Source organism: Collinsella sp. AF20-14LB (assembly GCF_003459505.1).
GTDB lineage: Bacteria > Actinomycetota > Coriobacteriia > Coriobacteriales > Coriobacteriaceae > Collinsella.
In genome coordinates this window covers 15588-23677 of sequence record NZ_QRWD01000024.1, presented here as the reverse complement: position 1 = coordinate 23677, position 8090 = coordinate 15588, and the positions used below count along the sequence as shown (strand labels likewise).

Here is an 8090-nt window from a genome sequence, read left to right as displayed (position 1 = left end):
AGGCCCGATTTTGCCTCTTGACAATGTCCTGCTCATATTAAAAGGAACGTCCCCAAGTGCCGGCCGTGGACGTGACTTTCGTCCCGTTTGATACTCCGCTGGCCTAGATGTTCGTCACATGAGCCCGCAAACGTGGGACAATGACGCTACTGGTACCACAGACAAAGGATGTGCCTATGAACGCCCCCGTTGCCCAGCCCTGTCGGCAGCGCCGCCTGTTTGCGCGATTCGCTTCCGTCTGCGCACTCGTCGCGCTTGCGTTGTTGCTGCTGCCTGCCGCCGCGCACGCCGACGGCTACTCCATGAGCCAAACCTACATCGGCGCCACGGTTGAGGCCGATGGCTCGCTGACCGTTGTCGAGGGACGCCAGTTCGATTTCGACGACGACATCAACGGCGTGTATTGGGATATCAATACAGGCTCTAACCAGCAAGGCGGCTCGGTGGTCGTCAATGTGCTAAGCGTCGAGGAAGACGACACTGCGTTTAACAAGGTCGACAACGCAAACAAAGGCGACGACGGCGTTTACACGGTGGAACAGTCCGACGACGGCGTAAAGATTAAGGTGTTCAGCCCCCACGAGAGCGGCGACAGCGCAATCTACTACGTGAGTTATTCCATGACCGGTGCGGTTATGAACTGGGCCGATACCGCCGAGCTTTACTGGAAATTTGTGGGTGACGGCTGGTCGGCGGATTCCGATGACGTCGAGATGGAAGTGTATTTCGCAAATGCCGCTGCCGGGACGGCTGCCGTCAAGGGCGATAACTTCCGCGCATGGGGCCACGGTCCGCTGACGGGCGACGTGTCGCTCGATGAGGACGAGCCCATGGTCACCTATACCATTCCCTGCGTGCATCAGGGCGAATTCGCCGAGGCACGCATCGCCTTCCCCAGCGACTGGGTGCCGCAGCTTGCCGCCTCGGGCGAAGAGCGCATGTCAACGATCCTGAGCGAAGAGAAGGAATGGGCCGACGAAGCTAACGCCCGCCGTGAGCACGCGCGTGCGGTTGCCAGCGCGATTGCCGTGGTGTGTGTTGTCGTGGCGGTTGCCTATACCGGTGTGATCGTGATGCTTAAGCTGCGCAGGCCCAAGCCCAAGCCGCTCTTCCAGGACGAGTACTTCCGCGATGTGCCCTCGGCCGACCATCCCGCGGTGCTTGCAGCTCTCATGAGCTGGAACGACGTGCCCGATCAGGCATATATCGCCACGCTTATGAAGCTCACCGACGACCGCGTGATCAAGCTGGAAGAAGCGACCGAGACCAAGAAGAAGGGTCTGCTCCGTCGCGAAAAAGAGGAGCAGACGTATCGCATCACAGTGACCGACGAGGCCTGGAAGGCTGCCAAGAAGGACGGCATCGATCGCGATGTGCTCAAGGTCTTCTTCGCCGGCGTTAAGCCCGATAAAGACGGCGTCCGTTCACGCACGTTTAGCGAGCTGGAGGAGTATGCCAGCGAGCGTACTGAATCTGTTGGCGACAAGCTCGAGGACTATCAGAGCACGGTTAAGGGCAAGCTGGAGACGCGCGAGCTTATCGCCTCGGACGGCACCATCGCCCTGGTTGCCGGCTTGGTTCTCGGCATCATCATCGTCTTTGGCATTCTGGGCTCTCTGATCTATACCGACTTTGCGGATGCCAATGTCGGCGCCGCTATGATCTCGATCCCCGTCACGATCGTGGGCTTTGTTCTGAGCTGCACCTTCCGTCGCTACACGCCGGAGGGCGCCGAGGTGGCGGCTCGCTGCAAGGCGCTCAAGCATTGGCTCGAGGACTTTACGCGCCTGAAGGAGGCCATTCCCAGCGACCTGATCTTGTGGAACAAACTGCTGGTGATGGGCGTTGCTCTGGGCGTTTCGAAAGAAGTGCTGCGACAGCTGGCCGAAGCCGTGCCTGCGGACCTGCGCAACAGTGACGATTTCTACGACAACTACCCCTGCTACTGGTGGTATTACCATCACTACGGCAACGAGTCCCCACTCGATTCGTTCAACGATGTGTACCACGAGACCATCCGCGAGCTGGCTTCGAGCTCCGACAGCTCGAGCGGCGGCAGCGGCGGCGGCTTCTCTGGCGGCGGTGGTGGCGGCGCCGGCGGAGGCGGCGGCGGAACGTTCTAGTGAGCGCTTGCTTTGGGGTGGATCTTTCTGGGCGGTTGCCAGGGAAGATTCATCCCATTTTTGTGCATCGAAACGGGCCAAACTTTCCGCTGAGGACCTTCGCGCAAGGGGCAGTGGACAAAAAATGCCAAATATGAGTACTGTTGCCTAGATTGTCACATTTGTTTGTACTAAAAAATGGACTCCTAACGATATTATTTCTCGTTAGGAGTCCATTTTATTGTACATTTGGGGAGATACGTTAGTTCATCCGACGCGTCGAGACGCCTAAGAGACCCGAAAAAGCCGAATTGCGCTGCTACTAAAAAGGTAACAGTACTCATATTTGATGTTTTTTGACCACAGCTATTTGCAGACCCTCTATAGGGTGATGCCGGCGAGGGCTTCGGCTACTCATTGGGGACAGACTTAAATGACCAGTCGTTGGGGATCAGTCATTGGGGACGTTCTTAAATGACTAGGTGTGGCTGCCTGGGCTAGGCTGTTAGATCGAGCTCATAGAGGAAGCTTTCGCGCGGCATGTCGTGGCGGCGCTCTTCGCGGTTGGCGCGGTGCGTGGCCGTGCGCTTAAAGCCGTGCAGCTCGTAGAACTTCCATGAGCAGTTGGAGTCGGTGTACAGGTGCGCTCTTGTCGCCCCGCGCGAGGACAGGTGCGAGACCGCGGCGTCGAGCAAGACCGAGCCAACGCCCAGGCCATGGACATCGCGATCCACGGCAAGCAGCGTGACCTCGTTGTCGTGTGGCAGGGGGCTGCTTTCGAGCAGACGGTTGTTGGTGCGGATGGTTGCGCGCACAAACGAGAGATACTCGGCGCAGGCATCGGGCTCCAGCTCGCGCATCTGCGATAGCAGCGCGCGCTCGGTATCCATCCAATGTTCATTGACGGTGGCGCCGGAGCTTTGCCCCGCACGCGCGAGCGCAATGCCGCGCGCCTGGCCGTCGATGACGGCAACCTGCGAAAACGTCGACGACGAAAGGCAGTAGGCAAGGTCGCACGCGGCCTCAAGGCGGTTGTACTCATCGTTATCCGAATTGTTATGCCAAAGCTGCTGCAGAATCAGCGCGATGGTGTCGAAGTCTTCGGTATCAAACGGTCGGTAGAGAACCCGCGAGACCATGGCGCCTCTTTCTTTTGCGGATGCATATCGAGCACAGTTCTACCACGCCATTGGCATCGAATTATGGTGCCCCTGTGTTCCATGAACTCACCGCGCCCGGTGCCGCGCCCATGCCCTCCGCTCGCAAGCTTTTTCTGCACATGCGACCGTTGCGGGGTGCATCGACGCGCTCGATGCGCTACATTGAATCAGTATTTTCAATGCCGCTGCGCGAGCGCTGCAGATCGACGTATCACCGACTCACAGAGCACGGCGGCGTACCAGACAGGAGGACTGCATGGGATCTGATGTGAAGATCGCACGCGCGTTGATCTCGGTTACCGATAAGACGGGCGTCGTCGATTTCGCACGGACGCTGGTCGATGACTTTGGCGTCGAGATCATCTCTACGGGCGGCACGGCTCGTGCTATCGAGGATGCGGGCGTTCCCGTAACCCCCATCGAGGAGTTCACGGGTTATCCCGAGATGATGGACGGCCGCGTTAAGACCCTGCACCCCAAGGTTCACGGCGCGCTGCTGGCCCGCCGCGATTCCGAGCAGCACATGCAGGAGGCGGCTCAGCATGGCATTAAGCTGATCGACCTGGTCGTCGTCAACCTGTATGAGTTCGAGAAGACCGTCGCTAACCCCGAGGTCACCTTTGCGGACGCCATCGAGCACATCGACATCGGTGGCCCCTCCATGCTGCGCTCTGCCGCCAAGAACGCCGCGAGTGTTACCGTCATCTCCGATCCGGCCGACTACGACGCCGTCCTGGCCGAGATGCGCGAGACCGGCGGTTGCACCACGCTTTCCACCCGTCGTCGTCTGCAGGTGAAGGTCTACCAGACCACCGCCGCCTACGACACGGCTATCTCCCGTTGGCTTGCCGCCCAGGCAAGTGACGTGGCGGATACCTCTGCCAAGCTCGAGATTTCGCTGGAGAAGGTCGACGACCTGCGCTATGGCGAGAATCCTCAGCAGAAGGCTACGGTCTACCGCTTTGCCGAGGGTTGCGAGAACACCGCGAGCTCGCAGTTTCCGCTCGTGGGCTCCGAGCAGATCCAGGGCAAGCCGCTCAGCTACAACAACTATCTGGATGCCGATGCCGCTTGGAACCTGGTCCGCGAGTTCGACGAGCCTGCCTGCGTGATCCTCAAGCACCAGAACCCCTGCGGTTCTGCCGTTGCCGAGGACATCACGTCCGCTTACGACCGCGCCTTCGCCTGCGATCCCAAGAGCGCCTTCGGCGGCATCATCGCCTGCAACCGCGAGGTTCCCTATGAGCTGGTCGAGCACTTTGCCGATCAGAACAAGCAGTTCGTCGAGGTCATCATCGCCCCGAGCTACACTGCCGAGGCGCTCGAGCGCATGGCCAAGCGCCCCAACCTGCGCGTGCTGGCTACCGGTGGCGTGGACCACGGCGCCCAGGTGGAGCTGCGCTCCATCGACGGCGGCATGCTGGTGCAGGAGGTCGACCACGTGACCGAGGACCCCGCGACCTTTACGTTCCCCACCGACCGCAAGCCCACCGACGCCGAGATGGCCGAGCTCGAGTTTGCCTGGAAGGTCTGCAAGGGCGTTAAGTCCAACGCCATCCTGGTCTCCAAGGGTAAGGCCGGCATTGGCATGGGCCCGGGTCAGCCTAACCGCGTTGACTCTGCGCTACTTGCCTGCGAGCGTGCCGAGGACTTCTGCGAGCGCGAGGGCGTGGAGAAGGGCGGCTTTGCCTGTGCAAGCGACGCGTTCTTCCCGTTCCGCGACAACGTCGACGTGCTTGCCGCGCATGGCGTGACCTGCATCATTCAGCCCGGCGGCTCCAAGCGCGACGACGAGAGCATCCAGGCCTGCAACGAGCATGGTATTGCGATGGTCTTCACCGGAGCCAGGCATTTTAGGCACTAGAGGCTTTCCCAAGCACCCGACCTTGCCCCTCAAACCGTCGCTTGCGTACATTTAGTACGCGGCGCTCCTCTTTCGGGGCAATCTCGGGCACTTGGAAAACCCTTAATGGGATGTTTCTCTATCCCATTAAACTGTTCGGTCGCCTGACCATATCGTCAAAATAATCTCTGCAAAAGACGGCTGCTCCGTTTGGAGGGCCGTCTTTTTGGTATAAGAGGACGGAATGACTAACACGAAAGGTACAACCATGCCCCAGATTGATGATGCCGAGCTGTTTGGCAATGCCGAGGATCAGCGTGCGTACGAGGACTTTTGCGCCAATCAGGAGGCGGTCGAGAAGTTTACGCTCGACAAGCCCGCGCTTGTCTGCCGTTGGCGCATGTCCAATAAAAAGGTGCCCATGCTCAACCGCCACATTCGCGCACTGTCCGAGCGCTTGGTGCAGGGCGAGCCGCTTACCCATAACATGCTCAGCTGGGCCAAACAGCACGTTGAGTGGTCGCTTGCCGAGGGCGATTACACCGCACATGACGGTGTGCTCATGCTGGTGATCGATATCAACGGCAATGCCGCCATGACAGTGGGGGAGTACGAGCCGCTAGCCGATACGTCGGCCAAGGCACTGCGTGCCCGCTCCGCCGAGGCCCGCTCCGAGGCCGACGAGACCGGCGTGGCGCCCGAGCTGCTCGCTGCCGTCAACAACGGTGAGCTGGCCTTTGTGGTGCCGGCGGACGAGTGCCTGTGCGGCACGGCGACGCTCATTGAGCAGCTGGCCCAGACCAAGGACATCCCGGTCACGCGCGTAGACATCCCCGCTCAGCTCAAGGGCGCGCTGTTCCTGGTGAGCGACGAGCACGGCGTGGTCCCCGCTGACGATACCGATGCCGCCGAGGCGGACGCTGCTATGGTCACCTTCTTCGCTGACGGCTACGAAAAGCTTCGCGCCCGCCGCTAAATGATTATTCTGGGACGGGGATTAAAGAATCATTTTGGTTCCCGCCACCGCTGCGAGTGCGAGGCGGACAAAACGCCCCCGCTCGCGAACAGTTCTGTCACCTTGGCGACGTGCGTGGCACGCACCTGCAGTTTCGCAGCCATAATGGTGGCAAGACAACCAAGAGGGGAGCGGAATCCATGGCGCTAATCTATATCGTTGAGGACGACGAGCCCATTCGTCGTGAGCTTGTCGACATCCTTGCCCGCGCCGGGTTTGAAATCGAGGCCTGCGAATCGTTCGAGCATGTCTCGCGCGATATTCTCGCCGCCGCGCCCGACCTGGTGCTGCTCGACCTCACGCTTCCCGTCAAGGACGGCCAGCATATCTGCCACGAGGTTCGCCGCGAATCCGAGGTCCCCATCATCGTCCTCACCTCGCGCACGACCGAGATCGACGAGGTCATGGCCATGACGCTCGGCGCGGACGACTTTGTTCCCAAGCCCTATAGCGCGCGCGTACTCGTGGCGCGCATCAACGCACTGCTGCGTCGCACCGCGGCGGCGGGCGAGCGCAGCACGCTCGTCCACAAGGGGCTGGAGCTCGACCTCGCCCGTTCTATGGTCACCAACACGGCGACCGGCGACAGCACCGAGCTCACCAAAAACGAGCTGCGTATCCTCTCGCTGCTCCTGAGCCGCGCGGGCAAGATCGTCTCGCGCTCGGCCATCATGCAGGACCTGTGGGACTCCGACGCCTTCGTGGACGACAATACGCTCACCGTCAACATCAACCGCCTGCGCACCACGCTCGAAAAAATCGGCATCAAGGGGTATTTGACCACGCATCGCGGCCAAGGCTATTCGGTCTAGGGGCCGGCTATGTCGTTTGGCAAGTTCTTTAAAGATGCACTGCTTCCCGTCGCCGTGTGGACGTGCGGCGTGCTGCTGAGCTGCTTTGTGCTGACGGTCGCCGGCGCACCCGTTTCTATCGTGGTCGTGGCGGTCGGCGTATCCTTTATCTTTGGCATGCTCGGCATCGTGATCGAGTACGCGCGCCGTCGTCGATTTTTGCACCAGCTGGAGCGCGCGGCCGAGGAGCTGGAAAGCCCTGCGTGGGTGCAGGAGATGGTGCAGTGTCCGACCTATGCCGAGGGCGAGCTCGAATACGAAGTCCTGCGCCGCGTGGGCAAGGCGGCTTGCGATGAGGTAGCGGAAGGGCGACGTCAAACCGACGACTATCGCGACTATATCGAAAGCTGGGTCCACGAGGCCAAGTTGCCCCTGGCGGCGGCCCATCTGATTCTTGAAAACCTAGACGGCAGCGAAGACGACCTGTCGCGTGTGGATGACCTGGGTCGCGAGCTGGCTCGCGTTGAGCGCTATATCGACCAGGCACTGTACTATGCGCGCTCGGAAGTCGTGGAGCGCGATTACCTGATTCGCCGCTGGGATCTCAAGACCTTGGTGACGGGTGCGATTAAGGCCAACGCGCGCGAACTCATTGCAGCGCACGTGGCTCCGGTGTGCGAAAACCTCGACTTCGAGGTCTTTACCGACGAGAAGTGGCTGGAGTTCATCTTAGGTCAGCTCATCCAGAACAGCATTAAATATGCGCGCGAGGACGGCGCGAAGATCGTGTTTTCGGGCGCGTTGCTGGATGAGGGCCTGGCGAGTGAGCGCATTGAGCTTACCGTTGCCGACAACGGCTGCGGCGTGAGCGCGGCCGACCTGCCGCGCGTGTTCGAGAAAGGTTTTACCGGCGACAACGGCCGCACCACCAAGCGCGCAACGGGCATCGGCCTCTACCTGGTGGCGCGTCTGTGCTCCAAGATGGGCATCGACGTCACCGCAGCATCCGACTCCGGCGAAGGCTTTGTCGTAACGTTTTCCTTCTCAACGAACAAGTTCCAATACTTTGAGTAGCCGGGCCGTCTTGCGGTGCGGACGGCTATGTTCCCGAACGTGAACTTGACTAAGGCAACTGGCGTTATGTTCCCGAACGTGAACATAACTATGAGGCTCAAATGG

The 8090-nt window shown here is 60.4% G+C and carries 6 protein-coding genes; 5 read left to right on the top strand and 1 reads right to left on the bottom strand.

Translation table 11 applies throughout. The annotated features are described in order from the left end of the window. The first annotated feature begins 176 nt into the window (after positions 1–176). Positions 177–2123: a DUF2207 domain-containing protein gene (locus tag DWX63_RS11330; RefSeq protein WP_158559681.1), complete on the top strand. Its 1947-nt coding sequence runs from the start codon at positions 177–179 to the stop codon at positions 2121–2123. A gap of 476 nt (positions 2124–2599) precedes the next feature. On the opposite strand, the gene DWX63_RS10330 is transcribed toward DWX63_RS11330, so the two are convergent. Further along, the gene (locus tag DWX63_RS10330; RefSeq protein WP_117843648.1) at positions 2600–3241 is read right to left on the bottom strand and encodes an N-acetyltransferase; all 642 of its coding nucleotides are present in this window, start codon (positions 3239–3241) and stop codon (positions 2600–2602) included. Positions 3242–3518: 277 nt separating this feature from the next. On the opposite strand from DWX63_RS10330, the gene purH reads away from it, so the two are divergent. The 4 genes from purH to DWX63_RS10310 all read left to right on the top strand — a co-directional run bounded on the left by purH (position 3519) and on the right by DWX63_RS10310 (position 7985). Next, positions 3519–5126: a bifunctional phosphoribosylaminoimidazolecarboxamide formyltransferase/IMP cyclohydrolase gene (gene purH / locus DWX63_RS10325; RefSeq protein WP_117843647.1), complete on the top strand. Its 1608-nt coding sequence runs from the start codon at positions 3519–3521 to the stop codon at positions 5124–5126. A 247-nt stretch (positions 5127–5373) separates the two neighbouring features. Then, entirely contained in the window at positions 5374–6081 is a 708-nt protein-coding gene (locus tag DWX63_RS10320) for a hypothetical protein (RefSeq protein WP_233514535.1), read from the top strand. A gap of 179 nt (positions 6082–6260) precedes the next feature. Further along, entirely contained in the window at positions 6261–6932 is a 672-nt protein-coding gene (locus tag DWX63_RS10315) for a response regulator transcription factor (RefSeq protein WP_117843645.1), read from the top strand. Between the two features lie 9 nt (positions 6933–6941). Then, positions 6942–7985 (top strand): sensor histidine kinase, encoded by a 1044-nt coding sequence (locus DWX63_RS10310; protein WP_117843644.1) that lies wholly within the window; start codon positions 6942–6944, stop codon positions 7983–7985. The last annotated feature ends 105 nt before the right edge of the window (positions 7986–8090 follow it).